Genomic DNA, 24,294 nt, shown 5'->3' with positions numbered 1-24,294 from the left:
TCGACCCTGTCAGGGCGGCGTTTTGTTTGGTGGGTTGGGTGACGTAAAGCTTTTTTCGCCGAGCTCAACGCCCGTAAGGAATGCCGGTCGACTGAATCCAGCCCATCCAGTGAGCGAACAGGATGAACAGGAAGAGCGAGATCGACAGACCCACCCGCGTGGCGAGCGACCAGACCATCCGCTTGGTCTTGCCCTTGTCATGCATCATGAAGTAAAGCGCGGACACCATGCTGGCGATGATCAGGACGAAGGCGATGGGAACGAGAATGTGCATGGAACCAACTGAAACCAGGAAGCGCAGAGGCAAGACGTTTATTATCGCACCGCGTGTCAGCGTCTGCTGCAGGTTACAGACGGTGGCGCAAGCGGTGATGGCGGAGTGTGATCGATGAAGTTCCGCCTCATTCCCGCGCTACTAATTCTGCTGGTGATTGCAGTGACGGTGCGGCTTGGCTTCTGGCAGCGCGATCGCGCGCATCAGAAGGAAGCACTCGAGGCCCACATCACGCAGTTCGAAGACGCACCCGCGCAGCCTGTGAGCGCCACGCCGGTTGCACTCAAGGACATCGAATTCCATCGCGTGAAGGCGCGTGGCAGTTTCGTCGCGGACAAAGTCGTCTATCTGGATAATCGCCCGTATAACGATCAGCCGGGCTTTTACGTCGTGATGCCTTTTAAACTGGCCGACGGCGGGTATGTGCTGGTCAATCGCGGCTGGCTGCCGCGCAACATGAACAATCGCGAGACCATCGCGCCGTATGTCACGCCGCAAGGCGAGATCGAAATCGAAGGCATTGCGCGTGCCGATGCTTCGCGCGCTTTTGAGTTAGGGCAAGGCGGATCGGCGGCGCATCAGAAGATCCGCCAGAATCTCGATACGGCGGCCTACGCCGCGGAAACCGGGTTACCGTTGCAATCGTTCGTGATCCAGCAATTGAGCGACGACGGCGATAAGCTGGTGCGCGACTGGCCGGCGCCGACAACCGGCGTAGAAACTAACTACGGCTACATGTTCCAGTGGTGGGGCATGGCGGCCGCGGCGCTGGTCTTCGGCTTGTACGCCGCGCGGCGCGCCGCGAAGAAAGAGCACGCCCCGAGCGTGTAACGCATCGCTTGCGGTTACGTGCCCTGAGCATGAGCAAGGGGCTCGAAGCCGCGCAATCATTGAAAGAGGTCCTGTAGTGTCGACGCAATCTCCCCGTTCGCCGCAAGCCGGCAAACCCGTAGCTCCGAAAGCGATGCCCGGTCAACCCAATGGCGAGGGATCTTGGAAGCGTGGCCGCTGGATGCTGCTGTTGCTGGCGGTCATCTGTGCCGCGCCGATCGTCGTATCGTATTTCGTTTACTACGTGGTCAAGCCGGCCGGCGGCAGCACGAGCTACGGCACGCTGGTCGAACCACAGCGGCCGATTCCCGATTCGCTCGTCGTCACGGGGGAAGACGGCAAGCCGATCAAGCTCGCGACGCTGCGTGGCCGCTGGCTGATGATCTCCGTCGACAACAGTGCATGTGACAAAGCCTGCGTCACCAAGCTGTACTTCATGCGACAAATCCGCGCAGCTCAGGGCCCGGAACGCGAGCGCGTCGTCGAAGTGTGGCTGCGCACCGATGCAGGCAACGTGTCCGACGTGATACAAAAGGCCTACCCCGACACCAACATGCTGATCGCCAATCCGGCGCAGGTGTCCGCATGGCTGCCGACCGACACCGGCACCCAACTCGCCGACCACATCTATATGGTCGATCCGAACGGCAATCTGATGATGCGTTTCCCGAAAGATCCAAACCCCAGCAAGATCAAGGGCGACGTGACCAAGTTGCTCAAATGGTCGAGCATCGGCTGATGCTGCAACAAGGGTAAGAAAGATGTTCGTACTTCAACTGGCCCTGATCGGCTTGTGTATCGCGTTGTTGCCGCTGTCCTATGTATGGGTCAAGGCGGACGACAACAAATTCCGCAAGCTGGTGTGGCTCACCACTTTCCTGACGCTGGACCTGGTGATGTTCGGCGGCTTTACGCGTCTCACCGATTCCGGTCTCGGCTGCCCGGACTGGCCTGGTTGCTACGGCACGTCGTCGCCGTTCATCGCGCACGCCGCGATTACCGCCGCGCATCAATTGATGCCGACCGGACCGGTCAGCATGACAAAGGCGTGGATCGAGATGATTCACCGTTACTTCGCGATGGCGATCGGCGTGCTGATCATCGCGCAGACGTTGATTGCGTGGACGGCTCGTATCAAGCGCCGTCCGCTGCATGTGTCGCCGTGGTGGCCGACTTCGCTGCTGCTGCTGATTCTCGTGCAGGGTGCATTCGGCGCGTGGACCGTGACCATGAAGTTGCAACCGATCATCGTGACGACCCATTTGCTGCTCGGCCTCGCGTTGCTCGGCACGCTCGGCTGGCTGGCCGCGCGCCAGACACCGCTGCCGGCTTATGAGCCCGAAGCTGCGCGCTGGCGCGCGGCGGCGATCGCCGGTCTCGTGCTGCTGGTGGTGCAGATCGCTTTGGGCGGCTGGGTCAGCACGAACTACGCGGTGCTCGCGTGCACGGACTTCCCGACTTGCAACGGGCAATGGGTCCCGCCGATGGACTTCACGCACGGTTTTCACCTGTGGCGCGCGCTCGGCATGACCGGTGACGGCGACATGATCACGCAAGATGCGCTGGTCGCGATTCACTGGACTCACCGTACGTTCGCGATCGTCGTGGTCGCCTATCTGGTGTGGTTCGCGCTGAAACTGCGCCGTTTCGAGTCGCTGCGGCGGCCGGCAAACGGCGTGTTGCTGGTGGTGCTGATCCAGTTCATCACCGGTCTGTCGAACATCGTCCTGCAATGGCCGTTGCCCATTGCGGTCGCGCATAACGGGGGGGCCGCGATCCTGCTGCTTCTGCTCGTTATGTTAAACTTTCGGATCGCTTATAGCCGTCCCGGCCGCGCCGTGTTGCCTGCGCGCGATGCCGCGCCAGCGTGACCCCACATGGACAGCACAACTCTCTCCCAAACGCCCGGTAGCCGGGTCTCCCAGTACATCGCCCTGACGAAGCCGCGCGTCACGCAGCTCGCTGTGTTCTGCGCAGTCATCGGCATGTTTCTGTCGACGCCCGGCATGGTGCCGTGGACCGTCCTGATCGGCGGCACGGTCGGCATCTGGCTGCTGGCCGGTGCGGCGTTCGCCATCAATTGCCTGATGGAACAGAAGATCGACGCGAAGATGCGTCGCACGTCGTGGCGGCCGTCCGCGCGCGGTGAAATCACGACCCCGCAGATCCTGCTGTTTTCGGCCGTGCTCGGCGGACTCGGCATGTGGACGCTCTACACGTTCGCTAATCCGCTGACCATGTGGCTCACGCTCGCCACTTTCGTCGGCTATGCGGTTATCTATACGTTGCTGCTCAAACCGGCTACGCCGCAGAACATCGTGATCGGCGGCGCGTCCGGCGCGATGCCGCCGGCGCTCGGTTGGGCCGCCGTCACCGGTCACGTGCCGGGTGACGCATGGATTCTCGTACTGATCATTTTCGTGTGGACGCCGCCGCATTTCTGGGCGCTCGCACTGTATCGCCGCAAAGACTACGAAAACGCCGGTCTGCCGATGCTGCCGAACACGCACGGCGAAAAGTACACTCGCCTGCATATTCTGCTGTACACGGTGATCCTGTTCGCGGTCACGATGATGCCATTCATCTCCGGCATGAGCGGCGTGGTGTACCTCGCGGCAGCCGTGTTGCTCGGCGCCGTGTTCCTCGCATATGCGTGGAAGATCTACCGGGACTATTCCGACGATCTGGCGCGTAAGACCTTCCGTTACTCGATCGTTTATCTGTCGCTGCTCTTCGCCGCGCTGTTGATCGACCACTATGCGCGCGTCGTGATCGGCGCGTAACACCCATGCTTACACAACGCATTGTGCGCACGGCGCGTGCCGCCGCGCGTGTCACCGTGATCGCTTGCGCACTCGGCGGCGCGTTGCTGGTGGCCGGCTGCGGCAAGCAGCCGCCGGCGTTCCAGAACCTCGACATCACCGGCAACACGCAATTCGGGAGCGACTTCTCGCTGCCCGACACGACCGGCCACGTCCGCTCGATGGCGGATTACAAGGGCAAGGTGGTGGTGCTGTTCTTCGGCTATACGCATTGCCCGGACGTTTGCCCGACCACGATGGCCGAGCTTTCGCAAGCGCTGCAGCAACTGGGCCCGGAAGACGCGAAGCGTGTGCAGGTGCTGTTCGTCACCGTCGATCCCGACCGCGACACGCCGCCCCTGCTTGCGCAATACGTGCCGGCGTTCAATCCGACGTTCGTCGGCTTGCGTCCGGCGGACCAGGCGCAACTCACCAAGATCACAAAAGACTTCCGCGTGTACTACGCGAAAGTGCCGGGCAAGACAGCCGATAGCTACACGATGGACCACACGGCAGCGAGCTATGTGTTCGACCCGGACGGCAAGCTGCGTTTATTCGCGCGTGACGGTCAGGGCGCTACGCCGTGGGTGCACGATATCAAGCTGCTGCTCGATTAATGCGTTGATGCAGACGGGCGCGTGTCTGCCGCGCGCCCGTATTCAGTTTCCTTCGCAGTTGTCCTCAAGCCGGCATCGGCAAATTCATTCCCGGCGCTAGCCGCGTCGCCTTGAACTCCGTCACCTCGTAACGCGCGAGCTTCTGTTCGGCGAACGGGTCGCTGGCGAGAATCTCATCCAGCTTATCGCGCTCGATGCGCACCGCCAGAATGATGCCGCCGTCGCGCGGCACCTTCGGTCCGGCGGCGACGAATACGCCTGCTTCGAACTGTTGTGTCAGAAAAGCGCGGTGCGCTTCGAGTGCGTCGTCGACGCGGTCAAGCGATGCGGTGTAGATGAGGTTGATGACGTACATGAGCGTTCTCGTAAGCGAACAAATGGGCCGCACGGTTTTGCGGGCAATGACCTTCGATTATCTGTCAGTGGTTGATTTGGTGCGCGCGAGCTACGGAGCTTAGTGCATCGCTCCGGCTACGGTGAGCGCGTTCCACGCGAACAGCGCCATTGCAGGTGCATAACCATATGCGATCGTGATATTTCCCATCTCGCCGGGCGTATGAGACCATTTACGGTCCAGTTGGCGGCGCGTCCACAAGATGCCTGCCGCCGGCTTCCACCCGAATCTGACATCGATCAGAACAAGCGAGAATTACATGCAGCGCAGAAATATCCTCAAAGCCCTCTCGGCAGTAATCGCCGGAGCGGCGATCGTCACCAGCTTCGGCGCACACGCTGACGATAAGGTCATCAAGGTCGGCACCATCGGCGGCCCGGACGCGCAAATCTGGGAAGTCGTCACGAAAGTGGCGAAGCGCGATGGCCTGAATGTGAAGGTTGTCGAATTCAACGACTACGTGCAGCCGAACGCCGCGCTCGACGCCGGCGATCTGGATGCGAACAGCTTCCAGCACCAGCCGTACCTCGACAGCCAGGTCAAGCAACGTGGCTACAAGATCGTCAATGCGGGCCTGACGTACATTTCGCCGCTCGGCATCTATTCGAAGAAGCTGAAGTCGCTGAAGGATCTGGCGCAAGGCGCGAAGATCGCGGTGCCGAATGATCCGTCGAACGAAAACCGCGCGCTGTTGCTGTTGCAGGCGCAAGGCGTGATCAAGCTGAAGGCCGGCGCGGGCACGAACGGCAATAACGCTACAGCGCTCGACGTCGCCGAGAATCCGAAGAAGATCAAGCTGGTCGAGCTCGACGCGGCACAACTGCCGCGCTCGCTGTCGGACGTCGACGCTGCCGCGATCAACACGAACTTCGCGCTGGCCGCCGGTCTGCAGCCGACCAAAGACGCGATCGCGCTCGAAGATATCCACAGCCCGTACGCGAACCTGATCGCCGTGCGCGCGCAGGACAAGGACAAGCCGTGGGTCAAGAAGCTGGTCGCGGCTTACCAGTCGGAAGACGTGCGCCAGTTCATCAAGACGCAGTTCAAGGGTTCGGTGGTGCCGTCGTTCTGAGCGACACTCTTGAATCTGCTGCGCAAAACGAAAACGCCACGGTGATAAACCGTGGCGTTTTTTTGTCCGCACGTCGCGTATTCGTTGGCGGGACTACAACTCCAACTCCCACCGCTCGATCATCAGATCCCTGCCGAAGCGCCGTTCCGCCGTCGTACAGACGAGCTGGAAGCCGGCGCGCTCGCATAGCCGGCGCGGCTCATTGAGCGTGCTGGCCGTGGTCAGCGTGAGTTTGGTGTAGCCCGCGCGCCGCGCGAAGCGCACGCATTCGTTCATCAATTGCGTGCCGATGCCAAGGCGCTGCACATCCGGCTCGACCCACAAGAGCCGCACGCCCGCCACGGTCGTCGAGATCCCGACGATGCACACCGAGCCGACCACCATGCCGTCCTGATCGGCAACCCAGCACATCTCGCGCACGGGATCGTTGCGCTGCGAGTAATCGGCAACGACGCGCGCGAGCAAGCCTTCGAACGACTGATCCCAGCCGTATTGCGCGGCGAACCACTGCGCCTGCCGATGCACGAGCCAGCCGCACTCGCCGGCGCGCGGCTGCCGAAGGATCACGAGTTCATGCTGCGGCTTGCTGTCGAGCAGGCGCTCGATCACCTTCATCGCGGCGATCAGATGTTCCTGGGAAAGCGCGGTGAGGCCGTTCAGCAGCGCCGTTACTTCGTCGATCGCCGCCGTATCGAGCGGCGCGTAGGCCGCGTGGCCGTCGTCGGTGAGGGCGATCAGCGACTGGCGCGCGTCCGTGTCGGAGGGGCGCCGCGTAATCAGGTTGCGTCGTTCGAAACTGGTCAGAAGGCGGCTGAGGTAGCCGCTATCGAGACCGAGGTTGCGCCCGAGCACCGAGGCTGTCTGCGCGCGTCCGCGGGACAGTTCGTGTAGAACGCGTACTTCCGTCAGCGAGAAGGCGCTCTTTGCCAGATGCTCGTGCAGAGCGCCGATGAGCTGGGTATAGAAGCGGTTGAAATGGCGGACGGCCTGAGCGCGCCGCAGCGCCTCGGAATCTGTCAAATGCGGCTCCCCGGGGGATTTTTTTGGCTAGCTACGCATCACTATATTGGAACGGAACCCATTAAAAAAGCCGCGCGGCCCAAGGAGTGTTCCTAAGTGGTATCAGAAAGGTATGGATTTTAGGGCGTCAATCCGGCCGGGAAGAGAACCACTATGGACCACCAGGATGCCGCCCAGCATCCCGAATACGGGTAAATCCCGATCCCTGTAAACCGCTCTCCGAAGCCCTCAAATCGCCCTCTGACGCTTATCCAGCAAGGCTTTCCGCCGATCCATGCCAGCATGAGACCAGTTGATTGACTGGTATTATGTTGGTTATATAATGGGCTCTCATTTTCGTAGGCCGCATTCTTCTCGACGACCGCCGGAGCCCCATGGAAACTCGCTGGTCCGCACTGATGCCTGACGCTCGCAACGTCACGCCGCTCTATCTGCAGCTCGCGCGCAATCTGGCGACGGCGATCCACTGCGGCGTGTGGTCGGCGGGTGAAGCGCTGCCTTCGGAGCGCACGCTTTCGGATGCGATCGGCGTGTCGCGCATCACCGCGCGTAAGGCGATCGAGCTTCTGGTCGAACAAGGCTTGATCCGGCGGGCGCGGGGCGCAGGCAGCTTCATTACGCCGCGCGTCGAAGATCCGCTGTCGCGGCTCACCGGTTTCACGAAGAAGATGCAGCAACGCGGGTTCCGGCCGGATTCGGTGTGGCTCGAGCGCGATATCCGCGCCGCCAACCGTGATGAGCTGGTGCACCTCGGCCTGTCGCCCGGTGCGGCCGTGACGAGCCTGCGGCGGCTGCGGCGCGCGGACGGCATCGTGATGGCGGTCGAGCATTCGGCGCTGCCTGCGGCGATCGTGCCCGATCCGCTGGCCATCGGCGTGTCGCTTTACAGCTATCTCGAACAACGTGGCGCTGCCGTCGTGCGCGCCCTGCAGCACTTTCGTGCGGTCAATGCTTCGAGCGAAATCGCCTCGTTGATGGATATCGAACCGCGTTCGGCGCTGCTGGTCATTACCCGTATCGGGTATAGCGCGGACCAGCGTGCGATTGAACTGACCGACACCTATTGCCGCGACGATTACTACGACTTTGTCGCTGAATTGCGCACCTGATTGGCGCGCCTGAGCGGGCCACCGTCACGTGCGGCATAGCCGAACGCAATTCAGTCACACCCCGCATTACGCCTCACCAGAGAGACTCATGCTGACCGGAAACATACTCACCACCGATGGGTGGATTCACGGCACGCTCGAATACGAAAACGGCCGCATCACGGCGCTGACCGGCGAACGCGTCGATCCGGCGAAGAATGACGCGCCGTACATCCTGCCCGGCTTCATCGATCTGCACGTGCATGGCGGCGGCGGCTCCGACGTGATGGAAGGCGGCGACGCGATCGAGACGATCAGCCGCACCCATGCGCGTCACGGTACGACCAGCCTGCTCGCCACCACGATGACCGCGCCGCGCGACGAGCTGATGAACGTCGTCGCGGAGCTTGGCAATAACGCGCGCATTCGCACGCCAGGCGGCGCGCGCGTGCTCGGCGTCCATCTGGAAGGACCGTACATCAACCCCGGCAAGCTCGGCGCGCAACCAGACGCCGCTGTGTCCGCGGTGATGGATGAAGTGCTGAAGTATCTGTCGATCGCGCCGATTCGCGTGGTTACGCTGGCGCCGGAAATCGCCGGCCACATGGAAATCATCTCCGAGATGGCGGCGCGCGGCGTGCGCGTTCAGCTCGGCCATTCGCTCGGCACCTACGACGACGCCGTCGCCGCACTCAAGCACGGCGCCTGCGGCTTCACGCATCTGTTCAACGCGATGTCGCCGATGCATCACCGCAATCCCGGCCTCGTCGGCGCCGCGCTCGCGCACGCCGAATTCGCCGAAATCATTCCCGACTTGCTGCACGTCCATCCGGGTGCGATCCGCGCCGCGTTGCGCGCGATTCCGCGTCTCTACGTCGTGACGGACAGCACCTCGGCGACTGGCATGCCCGATGGCGAATACCGCCTCGGCAGCCAGCATGTGACGAAGTGCCTCGGCGGCGTGCGTCTCGCCGACGGCACGCTCGCCGGCAGCACACTGACGATGGATCAGGCGCTGCGTAATCTCGTATCGATCGGCTTGCCGATCGCCGATGTTTCAAACCGTTTGTCGCGCTACGCCGCCGACTACCTCGGCATCGAAGACCGCGGCCGCATCGCGCGCGGTGCGTGGGCCGATGTGGTCGTGTTCGATCGTGAACTGGCGTTGACCGCGACTTACGTCGAAGGAGAATCAATTGTCGAATATGCTTAAAGAGGCGCTGGCGTCCGCTGGAACGGTCGCCGCGCAGCTCAGGGATACCTCGCGCGTGGAAGCTTTGGCGGCGAAGCTCGGCCAGCAACCGCGCCACGTTGCGCTGACGGTCGCGCGCGGCAGCTCGGATCACGCAGCAAGTTACTTCGCAAGCCTGACGATGAGCCGCCTCGGTGTGCCGGTCGCCTCGCTGCCGATGTCGGTCGCGACGCTCCAGCAAGCGCCGCTGCAAGTGCGCGACCAGCTCGCGCTGGCGTTCTCGCAATCGGGCAAGAGCCCTGACCTGGTCGGCACGATGGAAGCGTTGCGCAAGGCCGGCGCGTTGACGGTGGCCGCAGTGAATGCGCCGAACTCGCCGCTGGCCGACGCTTGCGAATTTCATCTGCCGCTGGTGGCCGGTCCGGAACTGAGCGTCGCGGCGACCAAGAGCTACATCGCCATGCTGTCGATCTCCGCACAACTGGTCGCTCACTGGCAGAAAGACGATGCGCTGCTCGGCGCGTTGAACACGCTGCCCGACGCGTTGCAAGCCGCCGGCAAGCTCGACTGGTCGAAGGCGGTGGACGAACTGCGTGGCGTCGAGCGCATGATCGTGATCGGCCGCGGTCTGGGCCTCGCGATCGCGCAGGAAGCCGCGCTGAAATTGAAGGAAACCTCCGGCATTCAGGCCGAAGCATTTTCGAGCGCGGAAGTGCGGCACGGTCCGATGGAACTGATCGACCGCGACTATCCGCTGCTGGTCTTCGCACCGCGTGGCCCCGAGCAGGCCGGCTTGCTGCAACTCGCGCGCGACATGCAGGCGCGCGGCGCCCGCGTGCTGCTCGCCGCGCCGGCCGACGTGCCGGAAGCGACCCTGCCGCTCGCCACCACCGCTCATGCGGCGCTCGATCCGATCGCCGCAATCCTGTCCTTTTACGTGATGGCTGCCGGCCTTGCCGCCGCCCGCGGGCGCAATCCTGACGCGCCACGCCATCTCAACAAAGTCACCGAAACTCACTGACGAGAAATCAGATGCGACGTGTCGAGGAGTCCCGCTTGATGAGCCATTCTGAAGGCCATATTGTTTTGCTCGCGCCGATGACCGGTCCGGTCGTGCCGCTGGCGAACGTGCCCGACCCTGTGTTTTCGGGCGGCATGTTCGGCGACGGCATCGGCATCGATCCGCTCGAGGGGCGACTCGTCGCGCCGTGCGACGGCACCATCACCCATCTCGCGCGCACCGGTCACGCAGTCACGCTTGCGACGGCCGAAGGCGTGGAGATTCTGTTGCACATCGGCATCGATACGGTCGAGTTGAATGGCAAGGGCTTTGCGCCGATGGTCGCGCAAGGCGCCCATGTGCGCACCGGCGACATCCTGATCGAATTCGATCAGGACCAGGTCGCGCTGAATGCGCCAAGTCTCGTCTCGGTGATCGCGATTGCCAATTCGGACGCGTTCGAGATCGTCGAGCGTGCGCAGGGCGGCATGCTGAAGGCAGGCGAAACGCCGTTGCTGATGTTGCGCGCTCGCAGCGGCGAAGCGGCGGACGCATCGCGCCAGGCGAGCGCCACCAACGTGACCGAAGAGGCTCGTCAGCAAGTTACGCTGGTCCACGCGGGCGGTCTGCATGCTCGGCCGGCAGCGCGTGCTCGTGAAGCGGCGCGTGGTTTCGATGCGCGTGTCGAAGTGCGTTACGAAGGGCGTAAGGCGGCGATCGAGAGCGTGGTCGGTTTGCTCGGTCTTGGCGCGGGCGAAGGTGCGACCGTGGAGTTGCTCGGCGTTGGCCCGCAAGCTCAGGCTGCGATCGAAGCGATCGCCCACGAGTTGACCCGTGAAGCGCACGGCGAAGTCGAAGAGAAGCCGGCGCGACAAAGTTCGCCTGCGCCGCAAACGGTCGCACGAGCTGCGGGCGAAACGCTCGCGCCGAATACGCTCGCGGGTGTGTGCGCGTCGCCAGGCGTCGCGGTCGGCAAGCTGGTGCGTTGGGACGATGCGGATATCGATCCGCCGGAAAAAGCGAACGGCACGTCGGCGGCTGAAAGCCGCCTGCTCGACAAGGCGATTGCCACCGTCGACGCCGACCTCGGTACGACAGTGCGCGATGCGTCGCAACGCGGTGCGGTGGGCGAAGCGGGCATTTTCGCGGTGCACCGCGTTCTGCTCGAAGATCCGACGCTGGTCGACGCCGCGCGCGATCTGATCAGCCTCGGCAAGAGCGCGGGCTTTGCATGGCGCGAAGCGATCCGCGCACAGATCGCCATCCTGACCAATATCGAAGACGCGTTGCTCGCGGAACGTGCCGCCGATTTGCGCGACATCGAAAAACGCGTGTTGCGTGCGCTCGGTTATACGAACGCCGCGGCACGCACGCTGCCGGAAGAGGCCGTGCTGGCAGCTGAAGAGTTCACGCCGTCGGATCTGTCCTCGCTGGATCGCACGCGCGTCACCGCGCTGGTGATGTCGCGTGGCGGCGCCACTTCGCATGCGGCGATCCTTGCGCGTCAGGCCGGCATTCCGGCGCTGGTGGCAGTCGGCGATGCATTGCACGCGATTCCCGAAGGTACGCAAGTGGTGGTGAACGCCACCACCGGCCGCCTCGAATTCGCGCCGACCGAGCTCGACGTCGAACGGGCGCGTCTTGAGCGCAGCCGCTTGGCCGGCGTGCGCGAAGCGAACCGCCGCACGTCGCAACAGGCGGCCGTGACTTCCGACGGCCGCGCGATCGAAGTCGCCGCGAACATCGCCACGCTCGACGACGCGAAAACCGCCGTCGACAACGGCGCCGATTCTGTCGGCCTGCTGCGCACCGAACTGCTGTTCATTCACCGCGCCTCGGCGCCGACCATCGACGAACATCGCCAGAGCTACCAGACCATCGTCGAAGCGTTGAGCGGCCGCACCGCGATCATCCGCACGCTGGACGTCGGCGCGGACAAGGAAGTCGATTACCTGACGCTGCCGCCCGAACCGAATCCGGCCCTCGGCCTGCGTGGCATCCGCCTCGCGCAAGTGCGCCCGGATCTACTCGACGATCAATTGCGCGGCCTGCTCGCGGTGCAACCGCTCGGCGCTGTACGCATCCTGCTGCCGATGGTGACGGATGTCGGCGAGTTGATCCGTATCCGCAAACGCATCGACGAATTCGCCCGTGAATCGGGCCGTACCGAACCGATCGAAGTCGGCGTGATGATCGAAGTGCCGTCGGCTGCCTTGCTCGCCGATCAACTGTCGCAACACGCGGATTTCCTGTCGATCGGCACCAACGATCTGACGCAATACACGCTCGCCATGGACCGTTGCCAGGCCGATCTCGCGGCGCAAGCAGACGGCTTGCATCCTGCGGTGCTGCGCCTGATCGCGGCGACCGTGCAGGGTGCGAACAAGCATGGCAAATGGGTCGGCGTATGCGGCGCACTGGCGGGCGATCCGCTGGCCATGCCGCTGCTCATCGGCCTCGGCGTGACCGAGCTTTCGGTGGATCCGGTGTCGGTGCCGGGCATCAAGGCGCGTGTGCGCAACCTCGATTATCAGCTGTGCCGTCAACGCGCCCAGGATGCCCTGGCGCTCGAATCGGCGCAGGCGGTAAGAGCAGTAAGCCGCGAAACCTGGCCTTTGGACTGAACCCCACACAGTCCGCAACCAGCTTCGCTCAGTAACCACGTAAAGCTAGAACTCAACGACGACTGTCGACAACGAGACAAGGATTGGAGGTGTCAATGGATGGGAATCCGTTTCTGAAGATTCAGCGCCTGGGACGCGCGCTGATGCTGCCGATAGCAGTACTGCCGGTTGCCGGCCTGCTGCTGCGATTGGGCCAACCCGATGTGTTCAACATCAAGATGATCGCCGACGCCGGCGGCGCGATCTTCGACAACCTGCCGTTGCTGTTCGCAATCGGCGTGGCGGTCGGCTTTGCGAAAGACAATAACGGCGTGGCAGGTCTCGCGGGTGCGATCGGTTATCTGGTCGAAATCGCGGTGATGAAGGATATCAACGACAAGCTCAACATGGGCGTGTTGTCCGGGATCGTGGCGGGTATCGTCGCGGGCTTGCTGTACAACAAGTACAAGGACATCAAGCTGCCAGACTACCTCGCATTCTTCGGAGGGAAACGCTTCGTGCCGATTGTCACCGGCGTGGTCTGTCTGGTGATAGGCATTGTGTTCGGCTATGTATGGCAGCCGGTGCAAGGCGTCATCGATACGGCCGGCCATTGGCTGACCACCGCGGGTGCGCTCGGCGCGTTCGTGTTCGGCGTGCTGAACCGTTTGCTGCTCGTCACGGGTCTGCATCACATCCTCAATTCGCTGACGTGGTTCGTGTTCGGCACCTTCACGCCGCCGGGTGGCGCGCCGGTGACGGGCGACCTGCATCGCTTCTTCGCGGGCGACCCGACTGCGGGCACGTTCATGACGGGCTTCTTCCCGGTCATGATGTTCGGCCTGCCGGCCGCGTGTCTTGCGATGTATCACGAAGCACCGAAAGAACGTCGCGCGATGGTGTTCGGCTTGCTGGCGTCGATGGCGCTCACCTCGTTCCTGACGGGTGTGACTGAGCCGATCGAATTCAGCTTCATGTTCCTCGCGCCGGTGCTGTATGCGATCCACGCGGTGCTGACGGGCTTGTCGCTGGCAATCTGCTCGGCGCTCGGGATTCATCTCGGCTTCACCTTCTCGGCTGGCTTTATCGACTATGTGCTGAACTACGGCCTGTCGACCAAGGGCTGGTGGGCGATTCCGATCGGCCTCGTGTACATGGTCGTGTACTACGGTCTGTTCCGCTTCTTCATCCGCAAGTTCAACATGGCAACGCCGGGTCGTGAACCTGCTGCCGAAGAAGAACAGATCGAGTCGTTTGCGGCTGGCGGTTTTGTGTCGCCGGTGGCGGGTGCCGCCGTGCCGCGCGCACAGCGTTATATCGCTGCGCTGGGTGGTGCGTCGAACCTGTCGGTGGTGGATGCCTGCACGACGCGTCTGCGTCTGTCGGTGGTCGATGCCAACAAGGTCTCGGAAAGCGAACTGAAGACGATCGGCGCGCGCGGTGTGCTCAAGCGCGGCTCGACCAATGTGCAGGTGATCATCGGACCGGAAGCGGACATTATCGCCGATGAAATTCGCACGGTGATCGCACAAGGCGGTGGCGATGCGGTGAAGCCGGTGGCTGCTGCTGCGCCTGCTGTCGCTGCGGCTCCTGTGGCGGCTGCAGGCGGTGCTCACGGCGGTCCGCTCGACCCGGATCCGTTGCGTTGGCTCGCCGTGTTCGGCGGCGCGGGCAACGTCGTGTCGCTGGATGCCGTGGCGGCAACGCGTCTTCGGATCGTGGTTCGCGATCCGTCGGCGGTTGATCGTCAACGTCTTGCTACGCTCGATACTGCATGGGTTTCGGCCGACACGTTCCACATCGTCGTTGGCGACGCGGCCCAGCGCTACGCCGCGCAACTGGCGACGCGTCTGACGCCCGATACGGGTGCCGGTACGGCGCCGCAGCCGGCGTAATGCAACGTTGAGGAGCGACCTGCGCCGCTCCGTTGTTACGCTTCTGTTCCGATGAAGCAGCATAAAAAGCAGCAATAAAAAAGCGGCACCTTGATTCAAGGTGCCGCTTTTACGTTTACCGGCTTGAGCCTAACGGCGCGCGACCGGCAACGGATCCATCAACGTGCTTTCTGCTTACCCGCTTCCAAAGGCCGGCGCGTTTCCAGCCACATCACGTTGATAACGCCGAATGCCAACGCTACGCCAATGCCGAGAATCCAACTGAAATACCACATCACAAACTCCTGTTATCCGTATTCCTGATCAATACATTGAATGGTGATTTTCTTCGAGCGCCGCGGCGGTCATCTTGCCTCGCATCACGCGATACACCCAGCTCGTGTAGATCAGGACGATCGGCAGGAAAATGATCACGGCGATCAGCATGATCTGCAGCGTCATGCGGCTCGAGGTCGAATCCCAGACGGTCAGACTGCTGCGGCCGTCGAGCGAAGAGGGCATGATGAACGGGAACATCGAGAAGCCCGCCGTCAGGATCACGCCGATGATCATCAGCGAGGTCGACAGGAAGGCGCTCTTTTCAAAACGCGAGCGCGCCAGCAACAAGGCAAGCACGCCACCCACGAGGCCGGCCACGGGCGCGATCACCATCCACGGATAGTTTGCGTAGTTGGTGAGCCACAAACCGGGCGCTCCGATCACGTTCTTCAGCAGCGGGTTGGCCACCGTATCGAGCGGCGCGGCGTCGACGATCTGATAGCCGCCGATCATCGTAGCAATCAGTGCGCCGGCAAGCAGGAACAGCACCACGGCCGCGAGCGAAGCGATCCGCAGCGCGAGCGATGCACGCTCGGCAACGACGTCGTCCGCCTTCATCTTCACGAAGGCTGCGCCGTGCGCGGCCAGCATCGACACGCTGACGAGTCCGCACAGTACGGCGAACGGGTTGAGCAGCGCGAAGAAACTGCCGTGATACGTAACGCGCAGATCGGTGTCGAACGAGAACGGCACGCCTTGCAGCAGGTTGCCGAAGGCCACGCCGAACACCAACGCCGGCACGAAGCCGCCGACAAACAACGCCCAATCCCATGCGCTGCGCCAGCGCGGGTCTTCACGCTTGCTGCGGTAGTCGAAGCCGACCGGCCGAAAAAACAGCGAGAACAGCACGAGCAGCATCGCGAAGTAGAAGCCGGAGAACGACGCGGCGTACACCAGCGGCCACGCGGCGAACATCGCGCCACCCGCTGTGATGAGCCACACCTGGTTGCCTTCCCACGTTGCGCCGACCGTGTTGACGACGATGCGTCGCTCGGCATCGGTTTTGGCGATGAACGGCAGCAGAATCGCCGCGCCCATGTCGAAGCCGTCGGTGAGCGCGAAGCCGATCAGCAGCACGCCGATCAACACCCACCAGATCAGTTTGAGGGTTGCGTAATCCATGATGATCTTTCCCTTGGAACAGAGTGGCGGCGAATCATGCGGCCGTGTTGGTCGGCAGCGACTGATTCAGCGGCTGTTGTTGTTCGTGGTGATAGCGCCCCGTGTGCAGCGACGAAGGCCCGAGCCGCGCGTACTTGAACATCAGCATGATTTCGATGATGAACAGCACCGTGTAGAACACGACGAAGCCGGCAATGCTCAGGTACAGATCGCCCGGTGTCAGACTCGATGCGGACAATGCGGTCGGCAGAATGCCGGCAATGGTCCACGGTTGACGGCCCACTTCAGCAACGATCCAGCCGAATTCAGCGGCGAGCCACGGCAACGGAATTGCCCACACAGCCCAGCGCAGGAACCAGCGGCGTTTCTCCAGGAGCAGGGAGCGCTGAGCGCAAAACCAGAACGCCAGCACGAAGGTCGCAAGAAACAGAATGCCGAGGCCGACCATCAGGCGGAACGAGAAGAACACGGGCGCCACAGGCGGAATCGTCTTCTTGGCGGCCTGCACGATCTGATCCGGCGTGGCATCGGTGACGTTCGGAGTGAACTGCTTGAGCATCAGGCCGTAGCCGAGGTCTTTCTTGTGTGCGTCGAAAGCGGCTTTGGCTTCGTCCGTGACATCGCCTTGCTTCAGCTTTTGCAGTGCGGCGTAGGCGAGCATGCCGTTTTTGATGCGCACTTCGTTCTGCGCCATCAGGTCTTTCAGGCCGACCACCGGTTCGTCGATTGAGCGCGTGGCGATGAGGCCGAGCGCATATGGAATCCGGATCGCATAGTCGGTGCGTTCTTCCTTCTGATTCGGAATGCCGATGATCGTGAACGGTGCAGGTGCGGGGGCCGTTTCCCATTCGGATTCGATGGCGGCCAGCTTGACCTGCTGAACTTCGCCAGTGCGGTAACCGGATTCGTCGCCGAGCACGATCACGCACAGTGTCGAGGCCAAACCGAAGCCGGCGGCGATAGCGAACGAGCGCAAGGCGAACTCGGTGTCGCGGCGCTTCAGCAGATACCACGACGACACACCGAGCACGAACATCGAAGCGGTGACGTAACCGGCCGACACGGTGTGCACGAACTTCACCTGCGCGACCGGATTGAACAGCACCGAGAAGATGCTGTCGAGCTCCATGCGCATGGTCTGGTAGTTGAAGGTGGCGCCGACCGGATTGTTCATCCAGCCGTTGGCCACCAGAATCCACAGCGCCGACAGGTTCGAACCGAGCGCAACGAGGAATGTGACGCTCACGTGCTGCACTTTCGAGAGCCGGTTCCAGCCGAAGAAGAACAAACCGACGAATGTCGACTCGAGGAAGAACGCCATCAACCCTTCAACGGCCAGCGGCACGCCGAAGATGTCGCCGACATAGTGCGAGTAGTACGACCAGTTGGTGCCGAACTGGAACTCCAGCGTGAGACCGGTGGTGACGCCCATCGCAAAGTTGATGCCGAACAGCTTGCCCCAGAACTGGGTCATGTCCTTGTAGATCTGCTTGCCGGTCATCACATAGACGGACTCCATGATGACGAGCAGCCAGGACAGACCGAGCGTGAGCGGCACGAACAGAAAGTGATAAAGCGCCGTGATGGCGAACTGGAGGCGCGACAGTTCTACGACTTCGCTAACGGGCATGTTGACCACCTTGGGACGGATGCGAGGCAGGCACGGACAGCAGCGCCTGCGCGACTTGTTCAGGCGGCAGCGACATATGCTCCGCCTGCGGATGATTGAAAAATGCGTACTTGAGCGCCATCAGCAGTGCGAATTTGATGGCAAGGACGATGGCGATATCCCGCGCCAGCGTCGGACCGCGCGCCCAGGCAGCGAGCCGCTTGCGCAGGCTCGAGCGAGGGTTGCTATTGCGATTCAGGGCTATGGTCATGATCGGTAGAAGGCAACTTCACACCGGTTTAACCGGCTGGATCCAGGCCGTTTCAGGGACCTGGCGAGTTCATCCCGATTCTAGGAGCAATGACCTTGCGCGCGTAAGTTCGGCACTGCGGCATTGGGTCGCGAACGTCGCACCGTGCGGACAGTATTGCTATGAGGGTTGTGATACGTCAAGAAACACGTGTTTGGCTGGCATGTTCTTGAGTGAGCGAGTGCGAGTGCGAGCGCGTTTGCTTTGCGATTGAGAGCACGTATCGGCGAGTGGGCACAAAAAAGCCCTGCCTTCTTGCGAGGGCAGGGCTTTGCAGCGAAACAGTGCGCGCCGGACGAGCCGGCACGACGCGAGCTTTAAGTGTTACGCATATTCAGTCAACGCGCCGCGCATTTTCTTCATTGCGCTCGCCTCGATCTGGCGAATGCGTTCGGCCGACACGCCGAACTCGTCGGCCAGTTCGTGCAGCGTCGAGCCACCCGAACCGTCGTCTTCCACCTTCAGCCAGCGTGCCTCGATGATGCGGCGGCTGCGGGCGTCCAGCGCGTCAAGCGCGCTCGCGATACCGTCGCTTTGCAGCTTGTCGCGTTGGCGCGAAGCCAGCACGGCAGTCGGCTCGCTATGCGAGTCGGCGAGGTAGGCGATCGGCGCGTACGACTCTTCGCCGTCTTCGACCTGGCCTTCCAGCGCGATATCGCCGCCGGACAAGCGCGTTTCCATCTCGGCCACTTCTTCACGCTTGACGTTCAGCTCTTTGGCGAGACCTTCGATCTCGTCCGGCGTGAATGCACCCAGACCCTGCTTGTGGCTGCGCAGGTTGAAGAACAGCTTGCGCTGCGCCTTGGTGGTGGCGACCTTCACCATCCGCCAGTTGCGCAGAATGTATTCGTGGATCTCAGCCTTGATCCAGTGCATGGCGTACGACACGAGGCGTACGTTTTGCTCGGGGTCAAAGCGCTTCACGGCCTTCATCAGGCCGATATTGCCTTCCTGGATCAGGTCGGCATGCGGCAGCCCATAACCCAGGTAATTGCGCGCGATCGATACGACCAGCCGCAGGTGCGACAGGACGAGACGGCGCGCGGACCCAAGGTTGTCCTGCTCGCGAAATTCGGTGGCGAACTGGCGTTCTTCCGCCGGCGTCAGCATCGGAATCCGATTTACGGCCTGGATGTAGGCGTCGATATTGCCCAGTTGACCGGGCAGCAGCGAGGAATGCGAGAGCGCCAGCGCACCTGCCGAAGCGGCCTTAGCCGACGACGGGCTCAAAGTACTCGGAAGGGTCATTGCATGGCTCACGTAGGAAACTCCTTTGGAATCAGACAAAAGCGTATTCAGTTAAAACGACTCCAGCGTTGGATGTTAGCACTCTGATTTATCGAGTGCTAATACTTAGAGGCCGTAGGGACATCCAAGTTCCGCAAATTCCTATTGAAATTTTGGTTTTGATAGTCATGGTATACCTTTACGGGCAGATGTGTGCGGGCCGCAGGATTTACCTGACAAAACGCCTTCATTCTTATAAGTGACCGATATTTTCTAAAATAGAAGTGACTAATTGCGAAAATTTCACTTTCTTCATACGATCCACCGGATGTACATTGTCTTTAGAATAAACGGGACATTGTTCCGTTGACCAACGTTCGGCTAGCTCGGGTGTGCGATGAAGAACAAAAAAAATTCGTTGCGTGGTCTGGTTCTAAAAGGCGCTTCAGCGGCCATCCTGGCGGTCATCCTGTTTGGCGCTTCGGGACTGGCGGCAGCCGACCAGTTCGGCGTGCAGATAGCCGGTGGCCTCGGAGATCACCACATTAAAAAACTCGATCTCGGCCTGGTCTGGGATCCGAATCTGACGTGGTGGCAGATCGGTGATTGGCACTTTTCGCTGATCGGCGAAGCGCACGTGGCCTGGTGGCATACCGACGAAGGAAATGTGCACGAGAACATCGGCGAGATCGGTGTGACGCCGATCATTCGCTTCATCGACGGAGCGGGTGCGATTCGCCCTTACATCGAAGCGGGTGCCGGTATCCGCCTTCTGACGAGTCCGAGAATCTCCACTGACCTCACGCTCGCGACCGCGTTCCAGTTCGCCTCCATGGCGGGAGTCGGCCTGCAATTCGGCAGTCACCAGCAGTACCAGGCGGGCTACCGCTTCCAGCATATTTCCAATGGCGGTATCAAAGAGCCGAATCCTGGTATAAATTTCCACCAGCTATATTTGCAATATAACTTCTGACGACCGTGGCCACGTTCGGCTTACCGGTGCAAGGGGCTGAGCAATGGCGGCAAAGACAATCGAAGCGATTCGCGGGCTCGAGCGTGAGCGCTTCCGTGCGATGGTCGACGGCGACGGACAGTCGCTCGATACGCTGCTCGCGGAGAACGTGAGCTATGTCCATACGAACGGCAAGCGTGAAACGAAGCGACAGTTCATCGACGGTATTACCGCCGGGCGCCGCCGCTATCGGCAGATCGAAGTGCAGTCGCAAGAAGTGCTGCTGGTGGGGCGCGAGACCTGCGTCGTCACCGGGCGCGCGCTGATCGAAATGGAAGCGAACAACGGCGCGCTGCTGTTTCCGATCGCGTACACGGCGATTCACACACAGGAAGATGGGCAATGGCGTCTGATCGCCTGGCAGGCGACGCGTTGCGCGATCGAGTGAGCCTTGTGAGCCCACTCCGTTTCGCTAGTCGCAGTTGGTGAGCGCCTTGTGAGCGCTCGAACGGCACGAGCATGCGGGTTGCACCGCTCATGCTGAATTTGCCGCCTCGTGGTGGGTCGACCAGGCGGGTTTTGATCCAGTTGCGCCGCCGCTAATGCGGTCCAAACGGGGAGGGCGGCTCCGCCCCGTCTCAAGTCACTCAGGCAGCTACGCGCTGCAGATCCTCATCGCTCCACACCGGCCGCTTTGCAGCTTCACTCGCATACGGATGCCGCGGATGCACCGGAATCTGATTGCATCGCTCGACCACGCGCCGCACCGCATCAATGTCTGAAAAGTCGAGGCCCGGATCGACGCCCTGCGCGTGAAGGTTCATCGCGAGCGTAACGAGGTCCATGTTGCCGGTGCGCTCGCCATTGCCGAACAGACATCCTTCGACGCGATCCGCGCCCGCCAGCAGCGCCAGTTCCGTAGCGGCCACGGCGGTGCCGCGATCGTTATGCGGATGCACCGACAGCACGATGCTGTCGCGATAGCTGAGATTGCGGTCCATCCATTCGATCTGATCGGCGAACACGTTCGGTGTTGCGGCTTCGACGCTTGCGGGCAGGTTGATGATCATCTTGTGGTCGCGCGTGGGCCGCCAGGTCTGCGCGACTGCGTCGCATACTTCGCGCGCGTAGGGGAGTTCGGTCGTGTTGAAGGTCTCGGGCGAATACTGGAACGTCCAGTGCGTCTCGGGCCGCGCCTGCGCATGTTCCTTGATGAGGCGCGTGCCTTCCACCGCCAGTGCCTTGATCTGCACCTTCGACTGGTTGAAGACGATCTTGCGAAATGACGGGCAGATCGCGTTGTACAGGTGCACGATGGCGCGCGGCGCGCCCTCCAGCGATTCGAACGTGCGCGCAATCAGTTCAGCGCGCGAGGGCACGAACACTTCGATCGTCACGTCGTCGGGAATGCGCTTTTCTTCGATCAGCTTGCGCACGAAATCGAAGTCGGTTTGCGAGGCCGACGGGAAACCGACTTCGATTTCCTTGAAGCCGATCGCCACCAGCATCTCGAAGAATTCGAGCTTTTGCGCGGCATTCATCGGCTCGATGAGCGCCTGATTGCCGTCGCGCAGATCGGTGCTCATCCAGATCGGCGCCTGGTTGATCGTGCGGCTCGGCCATTTGCGCCCGGTGAGGCGCACTGCGGGAAAGGGGCGGTATTTTTCAGCGGGATTGCGCAACATGAAATTGACCCTCGCGCTTCGTCCGAAGGGTAAACGGACGAACGCAAACGACTACAGGTTGTGAAGAACTACGGTCGGGGGTGAGACAGTAACTGCGGAACTGCTTTGAGGACCGCGCTTTGGGCAACTAATCTGGGTGATTCAGGCTGCCAACGCGCGGCGCTACGTCTGACTTACGCTAGACGTAGCGATAGGGGCCGCGCTAGGCGGCCGGAGGTAATTCGGAGGGTGTTCGGAAGGGAACGCATGGGTCTAATGTATGACGGCTCGCAGCGGCGTGTCAACCCGCGGCCGCCATCCTGGCGCGTGAGTGCAATGCCGCAAGCGCCGCGTTGCACTTACGCCGCGCACGTCAAACGGGAATTTTCGCGACGTCGACGATCAGCTCCACTTGCCGTTCGATCGCGCTCGGGACAGGCGCTTCGCCGCGCAACACGGCGTCGATCCAGGCGGCTGTGGTCGAGGCGTCGCGCGCTTCGGGCAAGTCGACTTCAGGCGCGTCGGGCGACGAGCGCTCGTGCGGCACGCGCGTTTCGCAGATGCCGTCGTGCAGCCAATCCACTTGCACCTGGCGGCGCGTGTCGGCCACCGCTTCGCCTTCGGTGCCGCGCGCGAGCAGGGCGCCGCCCTCCGCGGCGGCCGGGTGCGTGTTGAACAGTTGCGTGAGACTGTCGCGATACGGCGGATGCGTGTAGTTCACGAGCCGCAGCCCGGCGGGCGCGAACGGTTGCAGAATTTTCACGAGTGTGTGCGTTGAATTGCGCACGCCCATCCGCCGCCGCAGCGAGAGAAGATGCGCGAGCTTCGGCGCGAGTACTTCGATCCGTGCGAACGCGAGACGGCGCTCGGCGAGACCGTCTTCGATGTCGGCGTGCGATCGCGCGTGCGGAATCTGCAGATGTGTGAAGATTTCAGCGCTCGTCACGCGGCCCGGATCTTCCGTCACGCCATGCACCAGCACCGGCACACCTTCGCGTGCCAGCAGCAGCGCGAGCAGCGGCACAAGGTTGGGCTGTTTGCGCGCGCCGTTGTAGGTGGGTATGGACACGGGCCGGAATGCCGCGTGCGGCAGATGAAGCGGTTCGAACGACGCCTGCGCGCCGGCCAGCATGGCCGCGAGTTCGTCGGCGGTTTCGCCTTTCACGCGATACGCGAGCAGCACGGCGCCGAGTTCGAGATCGGCCACGCGGCCGTCGAGCATCGCGGTGTAAAGCGTGCGCGTATCTTCGGCAGTCAGCGCGCGGGCGCCGTTCGGGCCGCGGCCGATTTCCTTGATATAGCGGGCGCAGGGGAAAAGATTGGCGGTGTCGGCGGAGTCGGTCATCGGGCGCAGTGGGACGAGGGCGCGCCGCCTTGGGGCGGTCGGCCAGGGAATTCAAAGGACGCTATCTGGTGTGAGTATCGCATCTATAGCGGCGAGGCGGTCCGGCGGACCGGCGATCCCGCGAGACGATGCGGCGGGAGCGCCAGTCCGCGCGTGCCGGTGCCGATCCGCTGCGCGGCGCTTTGCCGCGCGTTACACTCGATCTTTTATCGCCGCGCGGGCGCGGCACAATCCAGAAACGGAGAACGGGATGAGTTACGTATTTGCACCCGCACCGGTCGTTGCGGTGCCGGTCGTGGGGTCCAGCGAGCAGTTCGCGGTGCGTCGCATCTACTGTGTGGGCCGCAACTACGAGGCGCACGCGCGCGAGATGGGGCACGATCCTGACCGCGAACCGCCGTTCTTCTTCGCCAAGCCGGCCGATGCCGTGCTGTATGTCGCGCCAGGCGCGACCGGCGAATTCCCCTATCCCTCACAATCGAAGAACGTCCACTTCGAGATGGAACTGGTGGCGGCGATCGGCAAAGGCGGCAAGAACATTCCGGCCGAAAGCGCACTCGACCACGTGTATGGTTACGCGCTCGGTCTCGACATGACACGCCGCGATCTGCAGGCCGAAGCGAAGAAGCTGGGCCGTCCATGGGATACCGCGAAGGGCTTCGATCACTCGGCGCCGCTCGGTCCGATCCATCCGGTCACGACGGTCGGCCATGTCAGCAAGGGCGCGATCTGGTTATCGGTGAACGGCGAGGAAAAACAGAATTCGGACGTGTCGCAACTGATCTGGTCGGTAGCCGAGACGATTGCCTATCTGTCGACGCTGTTCGAACTGCAACCGGGCGATCTGATTTTCACCGGCACGCCCGAAGGCGTCGGCGCGGTGGTGCAGGGCGATCTTATGAAGGGCGGTGTGGACGGGCTCGGCGAGCTCAGCGTACGCGTCGTCTGAAGCGCGGCGGG

The 24,294-nt window shown here is 62.3% G+C and carries 23 protein-coding genes and 1 pseudogene; 14 read left to right on the top strand and 10 right to left on the bottom strand.

Annotated features, from left to right (window positions below; translation table 11 throughout):
* Positions 1–64: 64 nt before the first annotated feature.
* Positions 65–274 (bottom strand): twin transmembrane helix small protein, encoded by a 210-nt coding sequence (locus KHO33_RS24620; protein WP_007179452.1) that lies wholly within the window; start codon positions 272–274, stop codon positions 65–67.
* Positions 275–388: 114 nt separating this feature from the next.
* On the opposite strand from KHO33_RS24620, the gene KHO33_RS24615 reads away from it, so the two are divergent.
* The 5 genes from KHO33_RS24615 to KHO33_RS24595 all read left to right on the top strand — a co-directional run bounded on the left by KHO33_RS24615 (position 389) and on the right by KHO33_RS24595 (position 4,523).
* A complete protein-coding gene (locus KHO33_RS24615) occupies positions 389–1,105 on the top strand; it encodes an SURF1 family protein (RefSeq protein WP_200563972.1) in 717 nt (238 codons plus the stop codon).
* Between the two features lie 76 nt (positions 1,106–1,181).
* A complete protein-coding gene (locus KHO33_RS24610) occupies positions 1,182–1,844 on the top strand; it encodes an SCO family protein (protein ID WP_200563969.1) in 663 nt (220 codons plus the stop codon).
* A 22-nt stretch (positions 1,845–1,866) separates the two neighbouring features.
* Positions 1,867–2,976, top strand: a complete 1,110-nt coding sequence (locus KHO33_RS24605; protein ID WP_200563966.1) for a COX15/CtaA family protein — start codon at positions 1,867–1,869, stop codon at positions 2,974–2,976.
* A gap of 6 nt (positions 2,977–2,982) precedes the next feature.
* Positions 2,983–3,888 carry a heme o synthase gene (gene cyoE / locus KHO33_RS24600; RefSeq protein ID WP_054035767.1) on the top strand — a complete coding sequence of 302 codons (906 nt, stop codon included), beginning with the start codon at positions 2,983–2,985 and terminating at the stop codon, positions 3,886–3,888.
* Positions 3,889–3,893: 5 nt separating this feature from the next.
* Positions 3,894–4,523, top strand: coding sequence for an SCO family protein (locus KHO33_RS24595; RefSeq protein WP_054035769.1), 630 nt, complete (start codon positions 3,894–3,896; stop codon positions 4,521–4,523).
* 64 nt (positions 4,524–4,587) lie between these two features.
* On the opposite strand, the gene KHO33_RS24590 is transcribed toward KHO33_RS24595, so the two are convergent.
* Positions 4,588–4,878: a YciI family protein gene (locus tag KHO33_RS24590; protein WP_154564579.1), complete on the bottom strand. Its 291-nt coding sequence runs from the start codon at positions 4,876–4,878 to the stop codon at positions 4,588–4,590.
* A gap of 298 nt (positions 4,879–5,176) precedes the next feature.
* On the opposite strand from KHO33_RS24590, the gene KHO33_RS24585 reads away from it, so the two are divergent.
* The gene (locus KHO33_RS24585; RefSeq protein WP_200563963.1) at positions 5,177–5,989 is read left to right on the top strand and encodes a MetQ/NlpA family ABC transporter substrate-binding protein; all 813 of its coding nucleotides are present in this window, start codon (positions 5,177–5,179) and stop codon (positions 5,987–5,989) included.
* A 93-nt stretch (positions 5,990–6,082) separates the two neighbouring features.
* Here the strand turns inward: KHO33_RS24585 and KHO33_RS24580 are convergent, their stop codons facing one another.
* The gene (locus KHO33_RS24580) at positions 6,083–7,009 is read right to left on the bottom strand and encodes a bifunctional helix-turn-helix transcriptional regulator/GNAT family N-acetyltransferase (RefSeq protein ID WP_200563961.1); all 927 of its coding nucleotides are present in this window, start codon (positions 7,007–7,009) and stop codon (positions 6,083–6,085) included.
* Between the two features lie 374 nt (positions 7,010–7,383).
* Between KHO33_RS24580 and KHO33_RS24575 the strand changes: the two genes are divergently transcribed.
* The 5 genes from KHO33_RS24575 (at position 7,384) to nagE (ending at position 14,787) form a co-directional block, all read left to right on the top strand.
* Positions 7,384–8,118 carry a GntR family transcriptional regulator gene (locus KHO33_RS24575; protein ID WP_054035773.1) on the top strand — a complete coding sequence of 245 codons (735 nt, stop codon included), beginning with the start codon at positions 7,384–7,386 and terminating at the stop codon, positions 8,116–8,118.
* 88 nt (positions 8,119–8,206) lie between these two features.
* On the top strand, positions 8,207–9,310 hold the full coding sequence (gene nagA / locus KHO33_RS24570; protein WP_054035775.1) for an N-acetylglucosamine-6-phosphate deacetylase: 1,104 nt from the start codon (positions 8,207–8,209) through the stop codon (positions 9,308–9,310).
* Positions 9,303–10,310, top strand: coding sequence for an SIS domain-containing protein (locus KHO33_RS24565; RefSeq protein WP_200564238.1), 1,008 nt, complete (start codon positions 9,303–9,305; stop codon positions 10,308–10,310). The genes nagA and KHO33_RS24565 overlap by 8 nt, the downstream gene beginning before the upstream one ends.
* A 38-nt stretch (positions 10,311–10,348) precedes the next feature.
* The gene (ptsP, locus tag KHO33_RS24560) at positions 10,349–12,913 is read left to right on the top strand and encodes a phosphoenolpyruvate--protein phosphotransferase (protein WP_200563958.1); all 2,565 of its coding nucleotides are present in this window, start codon (positions 10,349–10,351) and stop codon (positions 12,911–12,913) included.
* Positions 12,914–13,008: 95 nt separating this feature from the next.
* The gene (gene nagE / locus KHO33_RS24555) at positions 13,009–14,787 is read left to right on the top strand and encodes an N-acetylglucosamine-specific PTS transporter subunit IIBC (protein ID WP_054035777.1); all 1,779 of its coding nucleotides are present in this window, start codon (positions 13,009–13,011) and stop codon (positions 14,785–14,787) included.
* Between the two features lie 158 nt (positions 14,788–14,945).
* On the opposite strand, the gene cydX is transcribed toward nagE, so the two are convergent.
* The 5 genes from cydX to rpoH all read right to left on the bottom strand — a co-directional run bounded on the left by cydX (position 14,946) and on the right by rpoH (position 19,406).
* On the bottom strand, positions 14,946–15,062 hold the full coding sequence (cydX, locus tag KHO33_RS24550) for a cytochrome bd-I oxidase subunit CydX (protein WP_054035780.1): 117 nt from the start codon (positions 15,060–15,062) through the stop codon (positions 14,946–14,948).
* Between the two features lie 28 nt (positions 15,063–15,090).
* On the bottom strand, positions 15,091–16,227 hold the full coding sequence (gene cydB / locus KHO33_RS24545; RefSeq protein ID WP_200563955.1) for a cytochrome d ubiquinol oxidase subunit II: 1,137 nt from the start codon (positions 16,225–16,227) through the stop codon (positions 15,091–15,093).
* A 34-nt stretch (positions 16,228–16,261) separates the two neighbouring features.
* Complete coding sequence (locus KHO33_RS24540; protein WP_054035785.1) at positions 16,262–17,857, bottom strand: cytochrome ubiquinol oxidase subunit I; 1,596 nt, start codon at positions 17,855–17,857, stop codon at positions 16,262–16,264.
* Positions 17,847–18,107: a cytochrome oxidase putative small subunit CydP gene (gene cydP, locus KHO33_RS24535; RefSeq protein WP_054035787.1), complete on the bottom strand. Its 261-nt coding sequence runs from the start codon at positions 18,105–18,107 to the stop codon at positions 17,847–17,849. The genes KHO33_RS24540 and cydP overlap by 11 nt, the downstream gene beginning before the upstream one ends.
* Before the next feature lie 363 nt (positions 18,108–18,470).
* Positions 18,471–19,406: an RNA polymerase sigma factor RpoH gene (rpoH, locus tag KHO33_RS24530; RefSeq protein ID WP_093643716.1), complete on the bottom strand. Its 936-nt coding sequence runs from the start codon at positions 19,404–19,406 to the stop codon at positions 18,471–18,473.
* A gap of 364 nt (positions 19,407–19,770) precedes the next feature.
* On the opposite strand from rpoH, the gene KHO33_RS24525 reads away from it, so the two are divergent.
* Complete coding sequence (locus KHO33_RS24525) at positions 19,771–20,346, top strand: acyloxyacyl hydrolase (RefSeq protein ID WP_054035789.1); 576 nt, start codon at positions 19,771–19,773, stop codon at positions 20,344–20,346.
* Positions 20,347–20,389: 43 nt separating this feature from the next.
* Positions 20,390–20,773, top strand: a complete 384-nt coding sequence (locus KHO33_RS24520; RefSeq protein WP_200563952.1) for a nuclear transport factor 2 family protein — start codon at positions 20,390–20,392, stop codon at positions 20,771–20,773.
* A 253-nt stretch (positions 20,774–21,026) separates the two neighbouring features.
* Here KHO33_RS24520 and KHO33_RS24515 read toward each other — a convergent pair.
* Positions 21,027–22,010, bottom strand: a pseudogene (locus tag KHO33_RS24515) (2-isopropylmalate synthase); the annotation flags it as partial.
* A 352-nt stretch (positions 22,011–22,362) separates the two neighbouring features.
* Positions 22,363–23,334, bottom strand: a complete 972-nt coding sequence (gene ybiB, locus KHO33_RS24510) for a DNA-binding protein YbiB (protein ID WP_200563948.1) — start codon at positions 23,332–23,334, stop codon at positions 22,363–22,365.
* Positions 23,335–23,584: 250 nt separating this feature from the next.
* Here ybiB and KHO33_RS24505 point away from each other — a divergent pair, with 250 nt between their 5' ends.
* On the top strand, positions 23,585–24,283 hold the full coding sequence (locus tag KHO33_RS24505; RefSeq protein WP_200563945.1) for a fumarylacetoacetate hydrolase family protein: 699 nt from the start codon (positions 23,585–23,587) through the stop codon (positions 24,281–24,283).
* Positions 24,284–24,294: the final 11 nt, after the last annotated feature.

This window comes from Paraburkholderia nemoris (genome assembly GCF_905221015.1).
Classification (GTDB): Bacteria; Pseudomonadota; Gammaproteobacteria; order Burkholderiales; family Burkholderiaceae; genus Paraburkholderia; species Paraburkholderia nemoris.
This window is presented reverse-complemented; position numbering and strand designations above follow the sequence as displayed.

Excerpts from the sequence above, each read along its gene's own strand:
- KHO33_RS24620 (WP_007179452.1), bottom strand. The coding sequence starts at position 274 with ATGCACATTCTCGTTCCCATCGCCTTCGTCCTGATCATCGCCAGCATG.
- KHO33_RS24615 (WP_200563972.1), top strand. The coding sequence starts at position 389 with ATGAAGTTCCGCCTCATTCCCGCGCTACTAATTCTGCTGGTGATTGCA.
- KHO33_RS24605 (WP_200563966.1), top strand. The coding sequence starts at position 1,867 with ATGTTCGTACTTCAACTGGCCCTGATCGGCTTGTGTATCGCGTTGTTG.
- cyoE (WP_054035767.1), top strand. The coding sequence starts at position 2,983 with ATGGACAGCACAACTCTCTCCCAAACGCCCGGTAGCCGGGTCTCCCAG.
- KHO33_RS24595 (WP_054035769.1), top strand. The coding sequence starts at position 3,894 with ATGCTTACACAACGCATTGTGCGCACGGCGCGTGCCGCCGCGCGTGTC.
- KHO33_RS24590 (WP_154564579.1), bottom strand. The coding sequence starts at position 4,878 with ATGTACGTCATCAACCTCATCTACACCGCATCGCTTGACCGCGTCGAC.
- KHO33_RS24585 (WP_200563963.1), top strand. The coding sequence starts at position 5,177 with ATGCAGCGCAGAAATATCCTCAAAGCCCTCTCGGCAGTAATCGCCGGA.
- KHO33_RS24575 (WP_054035773.1), top strand. The coding sequence starts at position 7,384 with ATGGAAACTCGCTGGTCCGCACTGATGCCTGACGCTCGCAACGTCACG.
- nagA (WP_054035775.1), top strand. The coding sequence starts at position 8,207 with ATGCTGACCGGAAACATACTCACCACCGATGGGTGGATTCACGGCACG.
- KHO33_RS24565 (WP_200564238.1), top strand. The coding sequence starts at position 9,303 with ATGCTTAAAGAGGCGCTGGCGTCCGCTGGAACGGTCGCCGCGCAGCTC.
- ptsP (WP_200563958.1), top strand. The coding sequence starts at position 10,349 with ATGAGCCATTCTGAAGGCCATATTGTTTTGCTCGCGCCGATGACCGGT.
- nagE (WP_054035777.1), top strand. The coding sequence starts at position 13,009 with ATGGATGGGAATCCGTTTCTGAAGATTCAGCGCCTGGGACGCGCGCTG.
- cydX (WP_054035780.1), bottom strand. The coding sequence starts at position 15,062 with ATGTGGTATTTCAGTTGGATTCTCGGCATTGGCGTAGCGTTGGCATTC.
- cydB (WP_200563955.1), bottom strand. The coding sequence starts at position 16,227 with ATGGATTACGCAACCCTCAAACTGATCTGGTGGGTGTTGATCGGCGTG.
- KHO33_RS24540 (WP_054035785.1), bottom strand. The coding sequence starts at position 17,857 with ATGCCCGTTAGCGAAGTCGTAGAACTGTCGCGCCTCCAGTTCGCCATC.
- cydP (WP_054035787.1), bottom strand. The coding sequence starts at position 18,107 with ATGACCATAGCCCTGAATCGCAATAGCAACCCTCGCTCGAGCCTGCGC.
- KHO33_RS24525 (WP_054035789.1), top strand. The coding sequence starts at position 19,771 with ATGAAGAACAAAAAAAATTCGTTGCGTGGTCTGGTTCTAAAAGGCGCT.
- KHO33_RS24520 (WP_200563952.1), top strand. The coding sequence starts at position 20,390 with ATGGCGGCAAAGACAATCGAAGCGATTCGCGGGCTCGAGCGTGAGCGC.
- ybiB (WP_200563948.1), bottom strand. The coding sequence starts at position 23,334 with ATGACCGACTCCGCCGACACCGCCAATCTTTTCCCCTGCGCCCGCTAT.
- KHO33_RS24505 (WP_200563945.1), top strand. The coding sequence starts at position 23,585 with ATGAGTTACGTATTTGCACCCGCACCGGTCGTTGCGGTGCCGGTCGTG.